24 protein-coding genes are annotated in these 13,659 nt (G+C 53.4%); all 24 read left to right on the top strand.

Features of this window, described 5'->3' with window-relative positions; all coding sequences use genetic code 11:
- Window positions 1-146: 146 nt before the first annotated feature.
- Window positions 147-521: a 30S ribosomal protein S12 gene (gene rpsL / locus A8C75_RS21470; protein ID WP_067290748.1), complete on the top strand. Its 375-nt coding sequence runs from the start codon at window positions 147-149 to the stop codon at window positions 519-521.
- A 142-nt stretch (window positions 522-663) separates the two neighbouring features.
- A complete protein-coding gene (gene rpsG / locus A8C75_RS21465; RefSeq protein ID WP_067386413.1) occupies window positions 664-1,134 on the top strand; it encodes a 30S ribosomal protein S7 in 471 nt (156 codons plus the stop codon).
- Window positions 1,135-1,149: 15 nt separating this feature from the next.
- A complete protein-coding gene (gene fusA, locus A8C75_RS21460) occupies window positions 1,150-3,243 on the top strand; it encodes an elongation factor G (RefSeq protein ID WP_067386411.1) in 2,094 nt (697 codons plus the stop codon).
- A 30-nt stretch (window positions 3,244-3,273) separates the two neighbouring features.
- Window positions 3,274-4,497, top strand: a complete 1,224-nt coding sequence (gene tuf / locus A8C75_RS21455) for an elongation factor Tu (RefSeq protein ID WP_067386410.1) — start codon at window positions 3,274-3,276, stop codon at window positions 4,495-4,497.
- A gap of 271 nt (window positions 4,498-4,768) precedes the next feature.
- Entirely contained in the window at window positions 4,769-5,080 is a 312-nt protein-coding gene (gene rpsJ, locus A8C75_RS21450; RefSeq protein ID WP_067290898.1) for a 30S ribosomal protein S10, read from the top strand.
- A 113-nt stretch (window positions 5,081-5,193) separates the two neighbouring features.
- Window positions 5,194-5,832 carry a 50S ribosomal protein L3 gene (gene rplC / locus A8C75_RS21445; RefSeq protein ID WP_067290737.1) on the top strand — a complete coding sequence of 213 codons (639 nt, stop codon included), beginning with the start codon at window positions 5,194-5,196 and terminating at the stop codon, window positions 5,830-5,832.
- A gap of 12 nt (window positions 5,833-5,844) precedes the next feature.
- Window positions 5,845-6,450 (top strand): 50S ribosomal protein L4, encoded by a 606-nt coding sequence (gene rplD, locus A8C75_RS21440; protein ID WP_067386408.1) that lies wholly within the window; start codon window positions 5,845-5,847, stop codon window positions 6,448-6,450.
- Window positions 6,447-6,743: a 50S ribosomal protein L23 gene (gene rplW / locus A8C75_RS21435; RefSeq protein WP_020682710.1), complete on the top strand. Its 297-nt coding sequence runs from the start codon at window positions 6,447-6,449 to the stop codon at window positions 6,741-6,743. Before rplD ends, rplW begins: the two co-directional genes overlap by 4 nt.
- Before the next feature lie 13 nt (window positions 6,744-6,756).
- Window positions 6,757-7,584, top strand: a complete 828-nt coding sequence (gene rplB, locus A8C75_RS21430; RefSeq protein WP_067386406.1) for a 50S ribosomal protein L2 — start codon at window positions 6,757-6,759, stop codon at window positions 7,582-7,584.
- 19 nt (window positions 7,585-7,603) lie between these two features.
- Window positions 7,604-7,882: a 30S ribosomal protein S19 gene (gene rpsS / locus A8C75_RS21425; protein ID WP_067386404.1), complete on the top strand. Its 279-nt coding sequence runs from the start codon at window positions 7,604-7,606 to the stop codon at window positions 7,880-7,882.
- Between the two features lie 10 nt (window positions 7,883-7,892).
- Window positions 7,893-8,225, top strand: a complete 333-nt coding sequence (gene rplV, locus A8C75_RS21420; protein ID WP_439646781.1) for a 50S ribosomal protein L22 — start codon at window positions 7,893-7,895, stop codon at window positions 8,223-8,225.
- Window positions 8,226-8,247: 22 nt separating this feature from the next.
- Window positions 8,248-8,928: a 30S ribosomal protein S3 gene (gene rpsC / locus A8C75_RS21415; protein ID WP_067290728.1), complete on the top strand. Its 681-nt coding sequence runs from the start codon at window positions 8,248-8,250 to the stop codon at window positions 8,926-8,928.
- Window positions 8,929-8,939: 11 nt separating this feature from the next.
- Window positions 8,940-9,353 (top strand): 50S ribosomal protein L16, encoded by a 414-nt coding sequence (gene rplP / locus A8C75_RS21410; RefSeq protein ID WP_067290727.1) that lies wholly within the window; start codon window positions 8,940-8,942, stop codon window positions 9,351-9,353.
- Window positions 9,353-9,544 (top strand): 50S ribosomal protein L29, encoded by a 192-nt coding sequence (gene rpmC, locus A8C75_RS21405; RefSeq protein WP_020682704.1) that lies wholly within the window; start codon window positions 9,353-9,355, stop codon window positions 9,542-9,544. Before rplP ends, rpmC begins: the two co-directional genes overlap by 1 nt.
- A gap of 2 nt (window positions 9,545-9,546) precedes the next feature.
- Entirely contained in the window at window positions 9,547-9,810 is a 264-nt protein-coding gene (gene rpsQ / locus A8C75_RS21400) for a 30S ribosomal protein S17 (RefSeq protein WP_020682703.1), read from the top strand.
- Between the two features lie 97 nt (window positions 9,811-9,907).
- Entirely contained in the window at window positions 9,908-10,276 is a 369-nt protein-coding gene (gene rplN / locus A8C75_RS21395) for a 50S ribosomal protein L14 (RefSeq protein WP_067290726.1), read from the top strand.
- Between the two features lie 101 nt (window positions 10,277-10,377).
- The gene (rplX, locus tag A8C75_RS21390) at window positions 10,378-10,695 is read left to right on the top strand and encodes a 50S ribosomal protein L24 (RefSeq protein WP_067386402.1); all 318 of its coding nucleotides are present in this window, start codon (window positions 10,378-10,380) and stop codon (window positions 10,693-10,695) included.
- Between the two features lie 13 nt (window positions 10,696-10,708).
- Window positions 10,709-11,248: a 50S ribosomal protein L5 gene (gene rplE, locus A8C75_RS21385; protein WP_067386401.1), complete on the top strand. Its 540-nt coding sequence runs from the start codon at window positions 10,709-10,711 to the stop codon at window positions 11,246-11,248.
- A gap of 12 nt (window positions 11,249-11,260) precedes the next feature.
- Entirely contained in the window at window positions 11,261-11,566 is a 306-nt protein-coding gene (rpsN, locus tag A8C75_RS21380; protein ID WP_067386399.1) for a 30S ribosomal protein S14, read from the top strand.
- A gap of 94 nt (window positions 11,567-11,660) precedes the next feature.
- Window positions 11,661-12,053, top strand: coding sequence for a 30S ribosomal protein S8 (gene rpsH / locus A8C75_RS21375; RefSeq protein WP_067290717.1), 393 nt, complete (start codon window positions 11,661-11,663; stop codon window positions 12,051-12,053).
- Window positions 12,054-12,063: 10 nt separating this feature from the next.
- Entirely contained in the window at window positions 12,064-12,597 is a 534-nt protein-coding gene (gene rplF / locus A8C75_RS21370; protein ID WP_067386397.1) for a 50S ribosomal protein L6, read from the top strand.
- Window positions 12,598-12,606: 9 nt separating this feature from the next.
- Window positions 12,607-12,957, top strand: a complete 351-nt coding sequence (rplR, locus tag A8C75_RS21365) for a 50S ribosomal protein L18 (protein WP_067290709.1) — start codon at window positions 12,607-12,609, stop codon at window positions 12,955-12,957.
- Window positions 12,958-12,968: 11 nt separating this feature from the next.
- The gene (rpsE, locus tag A8C75_RS21360) at window positions 12,969-13,469 is read left to right on the top strand and encodes a 30S ribosomal protein S5 (RefSeq protein ID WP_067290705.1); all 501 of its coding nucleotides are present in this window, start codon (window positions 12,969-12,971) and stop codon (window positions 13,467-13,469) included.
- A gap of 5 nt (window positions 13,470-13,474) precedes the next feature.
- A complete protein-coding gene (rpmD, locus tag A8C75_RS21355) occupies window positions 13,475-13,657 on the top strand; it encodes a 50S ribosomal protein L30 (protein WP_067290702.1) in 183 nt (60 codons plus the stop codon).
- The last annotated feature ends 2 nt before the right edge of the window (window positions 13,658-13,659 follow it).

The following is a 13,659-nucleotide window of genomic DNA, read 5'->3' as shown; positions in this document are numbered from 1 at the left end:
CTATAGGGGTCGGAATTGATTAAAATTCCGGCCCCCTTGTGCTGGGACCAGCTGTCGAGCAGGGCGCTTTGTGCATTTTGCACCGACATATGGCTCCGGCTTTTTGGTGTTTATCCATTAATACGTGAAAACGTGGAGTTTGCTTAATGGCAACTATCAACCAGCTGGTGCGTTCGCCACGCAAACGCGCTGTTGAAAAAAGCGACGTTCCTGCTCTGCAGGCTTGTCCTCAGCGTCGTGGCGTATGTACTCGTGTATACACCACTACACCGAAGAAACCTAACTCAGCGCTGCGCAAAGTTTGCCGTGTGCGTCTGACGAACGGTTTTGAAGTGACGTCCTACATCGGTGGTGAAGGCCACAACCTGCAGGAACACTCTGTCGTACTGATTCGCGGCGGCCGTGTAAAAGACTTGCCAGGTGTGCGTTACCACACTGTACGTGGTGCTCTGGACTGCTCCGGCGTCAACGACCGTAGACAGGGTCGTTCGAAGTACGGAACCAAGCGTCCTAAATCTTAATCGTCGTCATTACGGCGAGGCTTTGTAGCGCAAATGGCTATCGGGCTAGACCGGACACGGTAAGAGTAAGGTCAGGCGAACCCGCATAAGCGGCATATCCTGAGTTAACCTGAAGACCTTTTTATAAATTGAGGGCTTATCAATGCCTAGAAGACGCGTCGCTGCAAAGCGCGAAATCCTGCCGGATCCTAAATTCGGTAACAAAACTCTGGCTAAATTCATCAACCACCTGATGGTCAGCGGCAAGAAATCTGTCGCCGAAAAGATCGTTTACGGTGCGCTTGATAAAATCCAGGAACGTACCAAAGCTGACCCGCTGGAAATCTTTGAGAAAGCACTGGAAACAGTACAGCCGATGGTCGAGGTTAAATCCCGTCGTGTTGGTGGTGCTACTTACCAGGTTCCTGTTGAAGTCCGTCCGTCGCGTCGTAACGCTCTGGCCATGCGCTGGCTGGTAGAGTACTCGCGCAAACGTGGCGAGAAGTCCATGGCCCTGCGCCTGGCGGGTGAGCTGGCCGATGCTGCTGAAGGTCGTGGCGCCGCTGTTAAGAAACGCGAAGACGTACATCGTATGGCTGAAGCCAACAAGGCTTTCGCTCACTATCGTTTCTAAACTGAGGATAGAGTCGTGGCTCGTAAAACTCCTATAGCACGCTACCGTAATATCGGTATCTGTGCACACGTAGACGCCGGTAAGACCACCACTACCGAACGTGTACTTTTTTACACTGGTCTGTCACACAAGATCGGTGAAGTGCACGACGGTGCTGCCACCATGGACTGGATGGAGCAGGAACAGGAACGTGGTATTACTATCACTTCCGCTGCGACGACCTGTTTCTGGGCCGGTATGAACCAGCAGTTCGAACCGCACCGCGTAAACATCATCGACACACCGGGGCACGTTGACTTCACTATCGAAGTTGAGCGTTCCCTGCGCGTACTCGACGGTGCCGTGGTTGTGCTGTGTGCCTCCTCCGGCGTGCAGCCACAGACCGAGACTGTATGGCGTCAGGCCAACAAGTACGAAGTTCCGCGCATGGTATTCGTCAACAAGATGGACCGCGCCGGCGCTGACTTCTACATGGTTATCGATCAGCTGAAGAAGCGTCTGGGTGCTGTTCCCGTGGCGATCAACCTGCCAATCGGTGCTGAAGACGAATTCAAGGGCGTTGTTGACCTGATTCGCATGAAAGCCATCATGTGGAATGAAGCCGATCAGGGCATGACCTACGAGCTGGAAGATATTCCGGCCGATCTGCAGGCGCGTGCTGAAGAAATGCGCGAGCAGATGGTTGAAGCCGCTGCCGAAGCCTCTGACGAACTGATGGACAAGTACCTTGAAGGTACTGAGCTGACCGTCGAAGAAATCAAGGCTGGTCTGCGTGCCCGTACCTTGCGCAACGAAGTCGTGCCGATCATGGCCGGCTCCGCGTTCAAGAACAAGGGTGTTCAGTTCATGCTGGACTCCGTGATCGAATACCTGCCGTCGCCGATCGAAGTTAAGGCGATTGAAGGTACTCTGGATGACAAGGACTCTACACCGGCGGTTCGTGCTGCTGATGATAACGCTCCTTTCTCCGCACTGGCGTTCAAGATCGCAACTGACCCCTTCGTTGGTACTCTGACCTTCGTTCGTGTCTACTCCGGTGTTCTGAATTCTGGCGACAGCGTGATCAACTCTGTCAAATCGAAGAAAGAACGTATCGGTCGTATGGTACAGATGCACGCCAACCAGCGTGAAGAGATCAAGGAAGTGTGCGCAGGCGACATCGCCGCACTGATCGGCATGAAGGACGTTACCACGGGTGACACTCTGTGCAGCCTGGACGATCGTATCGTTCTGGAGCGTATGGAATTCCCGGAACCGGTAATCTCTGTTGCTGTTGAGCCGAAATCCAAGGCTGACCAGGAAAAGATGGGTGTCGCGCTGGGCAAACTGGCCCAGGAAGATCCCTCTTTCCGCGTTGAAACCGATCAGGAATCCGGTCAGACAATCATCTCTGGCATGGGTGAGCTTCACCTGGACATCCTCGTTGACCGTATGCGTCGCGAGTTCAAGGTTGAAGCGAACATCGGCAAGCCGCAGGTTGCCTACCGCGAGAAGATCCGCAAGACCGTCGAAGCAAACCACAAGTTTGCCCGTCAGTCCGGTGGTCGCGGTCAGTACGGCCACGTTGTTGTGGAATTCAGCCCGTCCGATCAGGAAGGTCTGGAGTTCATCAACGAAGTCGTAGGTGGATCTATTCCTAAGGAATACATTCCGGCGATCCAGAAGGGCATCGAAGAACAGATGAAGAACGGCGTTATCGCGGGCTACCCGTTGATTGGCCTGAAAGCACGTCTGTACGACGGTTCCTTCCATGAGGTTGACTCCAACGAGATGGCGTTTAAAATCGCAGCTTCTCAGGCGTTGAAAAAATACGCTCAGGAAGCGAGCCCCTGTCTGCTCGAGCCGATGATGAAAGTCGAAGTCGTGACTCCGGAAGACTACATGGGCGATGTGATGGGTGACCTTAACCGTCGTCGTGGTCTCGTTCAGGGTATGGATGACACCGTCGGTGGCAAGGTTATTCGCGCTCAGGTGCCGTTGGGTGAAATGTTCGGTTATGCAACCGATCTGCGCTCGGCAACCCAGGGTCGTGCGACCTACTCCATGGAGTTTGATGACTACGCTGAAGCGCCTGCAAACATTGCAGAAGCGGTTATCAACCAGAAATAATTACGCCTAATTGATCAAGAGGTATTCGTTATGGGTAAGAAAGCATTTGAACGTAACAAGCCGCACGTAAACGTCGGCACCATCGGTCACGTCGACCACGGTAAAACCACTCTGACAGCCGCGCTGACGCGCGTTTGTTCTGAGACCTGGGGCGGCTCTGCCGTTGCCTTCGACGGTATCGACAATGCTCCTGAAGAGCGTGAGCGCGGTATTACCATCGCGACTTCGCACGTTGAGTACGAATCTCCGAGCCGTCACTACGCGCACGTTGACTGCCCGGGACACGCCGACTACGTCAAGAACATGATCACCGGTGCGGCCCAGATGGACGGCGCTATCCTGGTATGTGGCGCAACTGACGGCCCTATGCCGCAGACTCGCGAGCACATCCTGCTGTCGCGTCAGGTTGGCGTACCTTTCATCGTTGTCTTCCTGAACAAGGCTGACCTGCTGGCTGAAGATTGCGGCGGCGTTGAGTCTGAAGAATACGCTGAAATGCTGGAACTGGTAGAAATGGAGCTGCGCGAGCTGCTTGATGCCTACGACTTCCCGGGTGACGACACGCCGATCATCGCTGGTTCCGCTCTGATGGCCCTTAACGGCCAGGATGACAACGAACTGGGTACGTCTGCTGTCCTGAAACTGGTTGATGCGCTGGACAACTACATCCCGCAGCCTGAGCGTGCAATTGACCTGCCGTTCCTGATGCCAGTGGAAGACGTCTTCTCCATCTCCGGTCGCGGTACTGTTGTAACCGGTCGTGTAGAGCGTGGCATCCTGAAAGTGGGCGACCAGATCGAGATCGTTGGTGTTCGCGATACTCAGGTTACTACCTGCACGGGCGTTGAAATGTTCCGCAAACTGCTGGACGAAGGTCGTGCAGGCGAGAACGTTGGCGCGCTGCTGCGTGGCACCAAGCGTGACGACGTTGAGCGTGGTCAGGTTCTGTGCAAGCCGGGTTCTATCAAGCCGCACACTCAGTTCGAAGGCGAAGTCTACGTACTGAGCAAAGAAGAAGGCGGACGTCACACTCCGTTCTTCAAAGGCTACCGTCCACAGTTCTACTTCCGTACCACAGACATCACCGGCGCCTGTGAGCTGCCGGAAGGTGTTGAAATGGTAATGCCGGGTGACAACGTGCAGATGTCCGTTACCCTGATCAACCCGATCGCCATGGAAGAAGGCCTGCGTTTCGCGATTCGCGAAGGCGGCCGTACCGTTGGTGCTGGTGTTGTAGCTAAAATCATCGCCTAAGATCAGTTCGCTGATCTGAGGTGACGAAAAGGCCCTCTTCGGAGGGTCTTTTTTTATGCTCAGGATGAGCATGAGTGTGTCGGGCCAGGATGCCCACTTGTGGTCAAGTAGGGTGAAGCGTGTTCTGTTTCGGGCGAGGGTCAATTGTTGCTGTTTAATTAATAACCGCATTCACTTGACGCTGGTTGCGCCCCTGAGTAGAATTTGCGTCCCTTCCTAGAAGGGTATGCCGGCTTCGGCCGTTCAAAAACTTTGATTAAGTGTGATCAAAATGCAGAATCAGAAAATTCGAATTCGTCTGAAGGCGTTTGATCATCGCCTGATCGACTCTTCCGCTTTGGAGATCGTAGAGACTGCAAAGCGGACTGGTGCTCAGGTGCGTGGTCCGATCCCACTTCCCACCCGCAAAGAGCGTTTTACCATCCTGGTTTCTCCGCACGTCAACAAAGACGCGCGCGATCAGTATGAAATCCGTACTCACAAGCGAGTTCTGGACATCGTTGAGCCGACTGAGAAAACAGTTGACGCGCTGATGAAACTGGATCTGGCAGCGGGCGTTGAAGTGCAGATCAGCCTCGGCTAATTCAGCACTGCGCATTCTAATTTATATTCATGAAGCGCTGTTTGTGGAATGCCCTGTAAAGGGTAGCCGTAGTGGGTAACAGCCCCGTACACAACTGGCAAGAGGTTAAAAACATGACTGTAGGTCTAATCGGACGTAAAGCGGGCATGACCCGTGTCTTCACTGAAGATGGCGTGTCCGTGCCAGTCACCGTCATCGAGGTCGAGCCGAACCGCGTGACTCAGGTGAAAACCATTGAAGCTGATGGTTACACTGCTGTGCAGATCACCACTGGTGGCTGTAAAGCGAGCCGGCTGAGCAAGCCGGAAGCTGGTCACTTTGCTAAAGCTGGCGTTGAAGCCGGCCGCGGTTTGTGGGAGTTCCGCCTGTCGAATGACGAAGAAATCAACGTCGGCGATGCGCTGACCGTTGAGCGCTTCGAAGCAGGTCAGAAAGTAGATGTTACCGGTCAATCCAAAGGCAAGGGCTTCCAGGGCGCGATCAAGCGTTGGAACTTCAGCATGCAGGATGCGACTCACGGTAACTCTCTGTCTCACCGAGCTCCGGGTTCCATAGGACAATGTCAGACTCCTGGCCGCGTCTGGAAAGGCAAAAAAATGGCAGGTCACATGGGTGCTGAACGCGTCACTATTCAGACCCTTGAAGTCGTTCGCGTTGACGCTGAACGCAACCTGCTGTTGGTCAAAGGTGCCGTGCCGGGTGCTCCCGGCGGTGACGTAATCGTTAAACCGGCTGTCAAGGCTGGCGCCTAAGGGGAGGTTGACATGAATCTGAATCTAGCTGGAACTGCCGGTTCGGTTGAAGTATCCGACCTGGCTTTTGGTAAAGAATTCAACGAATCGCTGGTTCATCAGGTCGTTACGGCGTACCTGGCCGGTGGTCGTCAGGGTACCAAAGCTCAGAAAACCCGCTCAGAAGTATCTGGCGGTGGTGCTAAACCGTGGCGTCAGAAAGGTACAGGCCGTGCTCGTGCCGGTACCATTCGTAGCCCGCTGTGGCGCTCAGGTGGCGTAACTTTTGCTGCCAAAACACGCGATCACTCTCAGAAAGTAAACAAGAAAATGTACCGCGCAGCACTGCGTTGCATCTTCTCTGAGCTGGTGCGTCAGGATCGTTTGGTTGTAGTTGAAGATTTCGCTCTGGAATCTCCGAAAACCAAGCTGTTCATTGCCAAGCTGAATGAGTTGTCTCTGGGCAACGCATTGCTGATCACTGAAGACGTTGAGCAGAACCTGTATCTGGCTTCTCGTAACGTACCGCACGTTGACGTGCGTGACGCTGCAGGCATCGACCCTGTCAGCCTGGTTGGCTTCGAGAAGGTTCTGGTAACTGTGCCTGCTCTGAAGAAAATCGAGGAGGTACTGGCATGAACCAGGCTCGTATTTATCAGGTGCTAATGGGGCCACATATTTCCGAGAAAGCAACGATTGTAGCTGAGGGTTCTCAGCAGGTTGTTTTCCGTGTGGCTGACACTGCTACCAAGCAGGAAGTCAAAACTGCTGTTGAAGCGCTCTTTAATGTCAAAGTTAAAGGCGTCAACATCCTTAATATCAAGGGCAAGACCAAGCGCACAGCGCGTGGCCTTGGCAAGCGGAACGACGTTCGCAAGGCTTATGTATGCCTAGCTGAAGGTTCCGAAATTGATTTCCTGGCTGGCGAATAAAAGGGGTTGAATCATGGCAGTTATCAAGACTAAGCCGACCTCTGCTGGACGTCGTCATCTGGTCAAGGTTGTTAATCAGGATCTGCACAAAGGCAAGCCTTATGCACCCCTGGTTGAAAAACAGAGCAAGTCCGGTGGTCGTAACAACAACGGACGTATCACTACCCGTCATATCGGTGGTGGTCACAAGTCTCATTACCGTCTGGTCGACTTCCGTCGCAACAAGGACGGTATTCCTGGAGTGGTCGAGCGTCTGGAATATGACCCGAACCGTTCCGCGAACATCGCGCTGCTGAAATACGCAGACGGTGAGCGTCGCTACATTATTGCGGCCAAGGGTATTAAAGCAGGTTCGGTTGTGATTTCTGGCGTGGATGCTGACATCAAAGTCGGTAACACACTGCCAATGCGCAACATTCCAGTGGGTTCTACTATCCACTGCATCGAACTGAAGCCCGGTAAAGGTGCACAGCTGGCACGTTCTGCGGGCGCTTCTGCGCAACTCGTAGCGCGTGAAGGGACTTATGCAACCCTGCGTCTTCGCTCTGGCGAAATGCGCAAGGTGCTGGTCGAATGTCGTGCGACTCTGGGTGAAGTTGGCAACAGCGAACACAGCCTGCGTCAGCTCGGTAAAGCCGGTGCTAAACGCTGGCGTGGTGTTCGTCCAACCGTTCGCGGTGTTGCGATGAACCCGGTAGATCACCCGCATGGTGGTGGTGAAGGTCGTACATCTGGCGGTCGTCACCCTGTTACTCCATGGGGTGTGCCGACTAAAGGACATAAGACCCGTAAGAACAAGCGTACCGATAAGTTGATCATACGCCGTCGTTCTGCCAAGTAACTAACTTGAGGATACAGCTGTGCCACGTTCACTGAAGAAAGGTCCATTTATCGACCTTCACCTGCTGAAAAAGGTAGAAGCTGCAATCGAGAGCAATGACAAGCGTCCTTTGAAGACCTGGTCACGTCGCTCTACCATCTTCCCGAATTTCGTGGGCATGACGATTGCGGTTCATAACGGTCGCCAACATGTACCGGTTTTTGTTACCGAAGACATGGTTGGCCACAAACTGGGTGAGTTTGTTCCTACACGCACCTACCGTGGACATGCAGCCGATAAAAAGGCTAAGAAGAAGTAATGGGGGATAAGTGATGGAAGTTGCCGCTAAATTGAAAGGCGCCAGCCTGTCCGCCCAGAAAGCTCGTTTGGTCGTAGACCAAATCCGCGGTAAGGGAGTGGGCGAAGCTCTGAACATCCTGGCGTTCAGCCCGAAAAAGGGTGCGGCGATCATCAAAAAGGTACTGGAGTCTGCTATCGCGAATGCGGAGCATAACGAAGGTGCTGACATTGATGATCTGCGCGTTTCCACGGCCTTCGTTGATGAAGCGCCGAGCATGAAACGTATTAAGCCGCGTGCGAAAGGTCGTGCTGATCGTATTATCAAGCGCACCTGTCACATTACCGTCAAGGTTGCAGACTAAGCGCTGAGCTAGGAGAGTTCAAATGGGTCAGAAAGTACATCCGACCGGTATTCGCCTTGGCGTCGTTAAAGATCATACCTCTACTTGGTATGCAGACAAGGGCGAGTATGCCAGGAAGCTGCTCAACGATCTGAAGGTACGTGAGTACCTTGAGAAGAAGTTGAGCAATGCATCTGTTAGCCGTATCGAGATCGAACGTCCGGCGCAGAATGCAAAAATCACCATTTACACTGCCCGTCCAGGCATCGTAATTGGTAAGAAAGGCGAAGACGTCGAAAAACTGCGTAACGCTGTTTCTGAGCTGATGGGTGTGCCCGTGCACATCAACATCGAAGAAGTACGCAAGCCTGAGCTTGACGCTACTCTGGTAGCCCAGAGCATTGCAGGCCAGCTGGAACGCCGTGTCATGTTCCGTCGCGCGATGAAGCGCTCGGTACAGAACGCCATGCGTATTGGTGCCAAGGGCATCAAGATACAGCTGGGCGGCCGTCTGGGTGGTGCCGAGATCGCACGTTCCGAATGGTACCGCGAAGGTCGTGTTCCGTTGCACACTCTGCGTGCGGACATCGATTACTCGTCCTTCGAAGCGCACACCACTTACGGTGTGATCGGCATTAAAGTCTGGATCTTCAAAGGCGAGATTCTTGGCGGCATCGAACAGGTGCGTGCTGAGAAGAATGCGCCGAAGAAGAAAGGTAAGTGAGGTAGACGTCAATGCTGCAACCGAAACGTCTTAAATACCGCAAGGTGATGAAGGGTCGCAACCGCGGCCTGGCACTGCGCGGCAGTAAAGTAAGCTTTGGTGAATTTGGTCTCAAGGCTACCGCCCGCGGCCGCATCACTGCTCGTCAGATTGAAGCTGCGCGTCGTACCATGACTCGTCACGTAAAGCGTGGTGGTAAGATCTGGATTCGCGTCTTCCCTGACAAGCCGATCACCAACAAGCCGCTTGAAGTTCGTATGGGTAAGGGTAAAGGTAACGTTGAATACTGGGTTGCCCAGATTCAGCCGGGTAAGGTGCTGTTCGAAATGAGCGGCGTACCCGAATCTCTGGCAGTTGAAGCCTTTGCGCTTGCTGCTGCCAAGTTGCCCTTGGCTACAACCATTGTTAAGCGGACGGTGATGTGATGATTGCTAAAGAACTGCGGGAAAAATCCGTAGATGAACTTCAGCAGGAACTCCTGGGTCTGTTGAAGGATCAGTTCAATCTGCGCATGCAGAAGGCAACTGGTCAGCTGGCACAGAATCACCTGCTTAGCCAGGTTCGTCGCGACATTGCTCGTGTTAAGACTGTACTGAACGAAAAGGCAGGTGACTAAGTATGAGCGCTGAAAAACGTACTCGCACTGTGACCGGTAAAGTTATCAGTGACAAGATGGACAAAACCATCACAGTTCTGGTTGAGCGCAAAGAGAAGCACCCGATCTACGGGAAATATCTCAAGCGTTCTACCAAGCTGCACGCTCATGACGATAAGAACGAGTGTCAGATCGGTGACTGGGTAACCATCGCGGAAACCCGTCCTCTGTCCAAGACCAAAACTTGGTCGCTGGTTCGTATTGAAGAGCGTGCAGCGAAGGTGTAATATATTGCGCCTTTGCTCCATTTGCCTATTTGCCCGAGCTGCACGGCTGAAAAGCATGTGCAGCATGGTGAAAGGTCATATATTTCTGGAGTAGACCATGATTCAGACTGAATCAATGCTTGATGTCGCTGACAACAGCGGTGCCAAGCGAGTGCAGTGCATTAAGGTCCTGGGCGGTTCTCACCGTCGTTACGCAGGTGTCGGTGACATTATTAAAGTTACCGTCAAGGAAGCAATTCCGCGTGGCAAGGTGAAGAAAGGTCAGGTTCTCAAGGCTGTTGTAGTACGTACCCGTAAGGGTGTTCGTCGTCCTGACGGCTCGGTAATCCGCTTTGATACTAACTCTGCGGTATTGCTGAACCAGAACGACGCTCCGATCGGAACGCGTATCTTCGGCCCAGTAACGCGTGAACTTCGCTCTGAGAAGTTCATGAAGATCATTTCCCTGGCGCCTGAAGTGCTCTGAGACCCGGTTGCTATTTGACCGAGTACTTTGAAAACGCCATTCCCGAGAGGGTATGGCGTTTTTGAGCATGAGAGGGTTGCAGGAAACGACATAGGTATAACATGCGCAAGATTCGTCGCGACGATGAAATCATCGTCATCGCAGGTAAAGACAAGGGCAAGCGTGGCACTGTGCTGCGTGTGCTGGCTAACGATCGTGTGATCGTTACAGGCATCAACATGGTGAAGAAGCACACCAAGCCGAACCCTATGCAGGGTCAGGCCGGTGGCATCGTTGAGAAAGAGGCCTCCATGGCCGTTTCCAACGTCGCGATCTTCAATCCGCAGTCAGGCAAGGGCGACCGTGTCGGCTTCAAATTGCTTGAGGACGGCGCCAAGGTGCGTATCTTCAAGTCCACTGGCGAAGTCATTGGCGGATAAGGGGGTTGTTGTCATGTCTAGACTGAAAGCGCTTTACAAAGATACCGTTCGCCTGCAGCTCAAAGAAGAGCTGAATGCGCCGAACATTATGGCTGTCCCCCGCGTTACCAAAATCACCCTGAACATGGGTGTTGGTGAAGCACTGGGCGACAAGAAACAGCTCGAAAACGCTGTTGCCGATATGACGGCTATCGCCGGTCAGAAACCTGTCGTTACCCTGGCGCGCAAGTCTATTGCAGCGTTCAAGGTTCGTGAAGGCTGGCCGATTGGTTGCAAGGTCACTCTGCGTGGTCAGCAAATGTGGGAATTTCTCGACCGTCTGGTCGACATTTCCATTCCGCGTGTACGCGATTTCCGTGGTTTGAACCCGAAATCGTTCGACGGCCGCGGCAACTACAGCATGGGTGTCAAAGAGCAGATCATTTTCCCCGAAATCGATTACGACAAGGTGGACAAGCTGCGTGGGATGGATATCACCATCACCACCACTGCTCAGACCAATGAAGAGGGTCTAGCTCTGCTGGCTGCCCTGAACTTCCCGTTCAAGAAGTGATAGGGGGATACCATGGCTAAACAATCGATGAAAGCACGTGAAGACAAGCGTGCCGCGACTGTCGCTAAGTACGCTGTTAAGCGTGCAGAGCTGAAATCTATCATCAACAGCCCGTCTTCTTCTGAAGATGAGCGTTGGGATGCACTGGTTGCGCTGCAGAAACTGCCGCGTGACGCTAGCCCGGTTCGTCAGCGCAATCGCTGCCAACTGACAGGTCGTCCGCATGGTGTTTACCGCAAGTTCGGCCTTAGCCGCAACAAACTGCGTGAAGCCGCTATGCGTGGTGATGTGCCGGGTCTTAAAAAGGCCAGCTGGTAATCCACCACTGGTTTTACGGTAAGCATGGTGGGCAGGGCAGAACCTAGTACGTTCTGCTACCGCATCACGCTGCACAAGAGAGGAAGTTAAACGCATGAGCATGCAAGATACACTGGCGGATATGTTCACACGTATCCGCAACGGCCATATGGCACAGAAACAGGCCGTATCCATGCCGTCTTCCAAGCTGAAAGTTTCAGTTGCAGAAGTGCTGAAGGAAGAAGGTTACATTGCCAGCTACGCAGTAGAAGGCGATGTGAAACCGGTCCTCAGCGTTGAGCTGAAGTACTTTGAAGGTAAGCCGGTAATTGAAGAGATCAAGCGCGTAAGCCGTCCGGGCCTGCGCATCTACAAAGCTTCCAACGACCTGCCCAAAGTGGCCGGTGGTCTGGGTGTCGCGATCGTCTCCACCAGCAATGGTGTGATGACGGACCGCGCTGCGCGTACCGCTGGAGTCGGTGGTGAAGTGATCTGCACGGTATTCTAAGGGGTTAACAATGTCTCGAGTTGCTAAAAAACCCGTTGTTGTACCTGCAGGTGTAGATCTGAAGGTCGATGGCCTGACCATCACCGCCAAAGGCAAGAATGGTCTTCTGAGCCTGGATGTTCATCCGACTGTTGAAGTTAAACAGGAAGAGAACACCCTGCTGTTCGCCCCCCGCGACAAGAGCAAGCTCGCTAATGCTCTGTCCGGAACCACGCGCTCCCTGGTGAGCAACATGGTTTTCGGTGTTGCAGAAGGCTTTAAAAAGACTCTGGAATTGCAGGGTGTTGGTTACCGTGTTGCGCTCAAGGGCACATCACTGAACCTGACACTGGGCTTCTCCCATCCTGTTGAGTACGAACTGCCTGAAGGTATTACTGCAGAGTGCCCGAATCAGACAACGATTGTTATCAGCGGTGCTGATAAACAGCGTGTCGGTCAGGTAGCCGCAGAGGTGCGTGGCTTCCGTCCACCTGAGCCTTATAAGGGCAAAGGTGTTCGCTACGCTGACGAATATGTTCGCCGTAAAGAAGCGAAGAAAAAGTAAGGCAGGGTTATGAACGCTAAGAAAGAAGCTCGTATCCGTCGCTCACGCCGTTCACGTTTGAAAATGCGTGAACTGGGTGCCGTACGTCTGTGCGTCAACCGTACTCCGCGTCATATCTACGCACAGGTTATCTCTGAAGACGGTGGCAAGGTTTTGGCCTCTGCATCAACCGTAGAGAAAGTACTGCGTGAAGGCGCAACAGGTAATGTTGCAGCGGCCCAGAAAGTGGGTACGCTGATCGCTGAACGTGCTAAAGAAGCCGGTATCACCAAGGTTGCATTCGACCGTTCCGGGTTCAAATACCACGGTCGTGTTCAAGCACTGGCCGACGCAGCCCGTGAAAGCGGCCTGGAATTCTAAGGGGGTCGATTATGGCAAATCACGAACAGAAAGACGGCGATCTCCAGGAAAAACTGGTACAGGTCAACCGCGTCGCGAAAGTGGTTAAAGGCGGTCGGATCTTCGGTTTTACTGCACTATGTGTAGTTGGTGACGGCAATGGCCGTGTAGGTTTCGGTCGTGGCAAGGCGCGTGAAGTGCCGGTCGCGATTCAGAAAGCTATGGAACAGGCTCGTCGCAACATGATCAGCGTTGAACTGAATGGCGGTACTTTGCAGTACGCTATCAACGCTCGTCACGGCGCATCCAGAATCTACATGCAGCCTGCATCTGACGGTACCGGCATCATCGCCGGCGGCGCCATGCGTTCTGTACTGGAACTGGCTGGTGTCCATAACGTCTTGGCCAAGTGCTACGGTTCGACTAATCCGGTAAACGTTGTTCGCGCGACCATCAAAGGTCTGCAGAGCATGAACGCACCGGACGACATCGCGGCCAAGCGTGGCAAGACAGTCGCAGAGATCCTGGGGTAATCGACATGGCTAATACTTTGAAGGTAACTCTGGTTCGCAGCCCGATCGGCATTCTGCCGAAGCACAAGCTGTGTGTAAAAGGTCTCGGCCTGCGCCGTATCGGTCACACCGTTGAAGTGGAAGACACTCCTTCGGTCCGTGGCATGATCAACAAAGTCAACTACATGCTAAGTGTAGAAGGCGAGTAAGA

The sequence above is a fragment of the Marinobacterium aestuarii genome, from assembly GCF_001651805.1.
Lineage (GTDB): Bacteria > Pseudomonadota > Gammaproteobacteria > Pseudomonadales > Balneatricaceae > Marinobacterium_A > Marinobacterium_A aestuarii.
Note: the sequence above shows the minus strand (reverse complement) of the source record. Positions and strands in the feature narration are given on the sequence as shown.

Excerpts from the sequence above, each read along its gene's own strand:
- rplB (WP_067386406.1), top strand. The coding sequence starts at position 6,757 with ATGGCAGTTATCAAGACTAAGCCGACCTCTGCTGGACGTCGTCATCTG.
- rplN (WP_067290726.1), top strand. The coding sequence starts at position 9,908 with ATGATTCAGACTGAATCAATGCTTGATGTCGCTGACAACAGCGGTGCC.
- rplX (WP_067386402.1), top strand. The coding sequence starts at position 10,378 with ATGCGCAAGATTCGTCGCGACGATGAAATCATCGTCATCGCAGGTAAA.
- rplC (WP_067290737.1), top strand. The coding sequence starts at position 5,194 with ATGACTGTAGGTCTAATCGGACGTAAAGCGGGCATGACCCGTGTCTTC.
- rpsH (WP_067290717.1), top strand. The coding sequence starts at position 11,661 with ATGAGCATGCAAGATACACTGGCGGATATGTTCACACGTATCCGCAAC.
- rpsJ (WP_067290898.1), top strand. The coding sequence starts at position 4,769 with ATGCAGAATCAGAAAATTCGAATTCGTCTGAAGGCGTTTGATCATCGC.
- rplR (WP_067290709.1), top strand. The coding sequence starts at position 12,607 with ATGAACGCTAAGAAAGAAGCTCGTATCCGTCGCTCACGCCGTTCACGT.
- tuf (WP_067386410.1), top strand. The coding sequence starts at position 3,274 with ATGGGTAAGAAAGCATTTGAACGTAACAAGCCGCACGTAAACGTCGGC.
- rpsC (WP_067290728.1), top strand. The coding sequence starts at position 8,248 with ATGGGTCAGAAAGTACATCCGACCGGTATTCGCCTTGGCGTCGTTAAA.
- rplF (WP_067386397.1), top strand. The coding sequence starts at position 12,064 with ATGTCTCGAGTTGCTAAAAAACCCGTTGTTGTACCTGCAGGTGTAGAT.
- rpsG (WP_067386413.1), top strand. The coding sequence starts at position 664 with ATGCCTAGAAGACGCGTCGCTGCAAAGCGCGAAATCCTGCCGGATCCT.
- rpsQ (WP_020682703.1), top strand. The coding sequence starts at position 9,547 with ATGAGCGCTGAAAAACGTACTCGCACTGTGACCGGTAAAGTTATCAGT.
- rplP (WP_067290727.1), top strand. The coding sequence starts at position 8,940 with ATGCTGCAACCGAAACGTCTTAAATACCGCAAGGTGATGAAGGGTCGC.
- rplE (WP_067386401.1), top strand. The coding sequence starts at position 10,709 with ATGTCTAGACTGAAAGCGCTTTACAAAGATACCGTTCGCCTGCAGCTC.
- rpsL (WP_067290748.1), top strand. The coding sequence starts at position 147 with ATGGCAACTATCAACCAGCTGGTGCGTTCGCCACGCAAACGCGCTGTT.
- rplD (WP_067386408.1), top strand. The coding sequence starts at position 5,845 with ATGAATCTGAATCTAGCTGGAACTGCCGGTTCGGTTGAAGTATCCGAC.
- rpmC (WP_020682704.1), top strand. The coding sequence starts at position 9,353 with ATGATTGCTAAAGAACTGCGGGAAAAATCCGTAGATGAACTTCAGCAG.
- rpsN (WP_067386399.1), top strand. The coding sequence starts at position 11,261 with ATGGCTAAACAATCGATGAAAGCACGTGAAGACAAGCGTGCCGCGACT.
- rpsE (WP_067290705.1), top strand. The coding sequence starts at position 12,969 with ATGGCAAATCACGAACAGAAAGACGGCGATCTCCAGGAAAAACTGGTA.
- rpmD (WP_067290702.1), top strand. The coding sequence starts at position 13,475 with ATGGCTAATACTTTGAAGGTAACTCTGGTTCGCAGCCCGATCGGCATT.
- rplW (WP_020682710.1), top strand. The coding sequence starts at position 6,447 with ATGAACCAGGCTCGTATTTATCAGGTGCTAATGGGGCCACATATTTCC.